Raw genomic sequence first — 273 nt, forward strand, 5'->3', positions numbered from 1 at the left:
GCCATCGGTAACGATACGGACGATACAACCGGTCTGGACGCGCCACGGGCGAGGCCCGGCATGACGCATGAAATCATGGACGCGGCGCCGCAACCCCGCAGCGCGCGTCCCGCGTATCTGGCCGGTATCCGGACTGACGAGTCACGCCGCTTCGCCTTCCCGCGCGGCGCGCCATTCAGGCGCGCGTCGCACAGTGGCCATGCATGCGGCGCATGCGATGAAGCGGCTTGCATCGACTTTGCGGACGATGCGCTCGTTGTACCGTTGCGGGTG

Annotated in this window: 1 riboswitch. The window is 67.4% G+C overall.

From position 1 onward, the window contains the following. Positions 1-101: 101 nt before the first annotated feature. Positions 102-273: riboswitch (cobalamin riboswitch) on the minus strand. This riboswitch is flagged as partial in the annotation.

The organism is Burkholderia sp. SIMBA_062 (assembly GCF_046534765.1).
Lineage (GTDB): Bacteria > Pseudomonadota > Gammaproteobacteria > Burkholderiales > Burkholderiaceae > Burkholderia > Burkholderia ambifaria.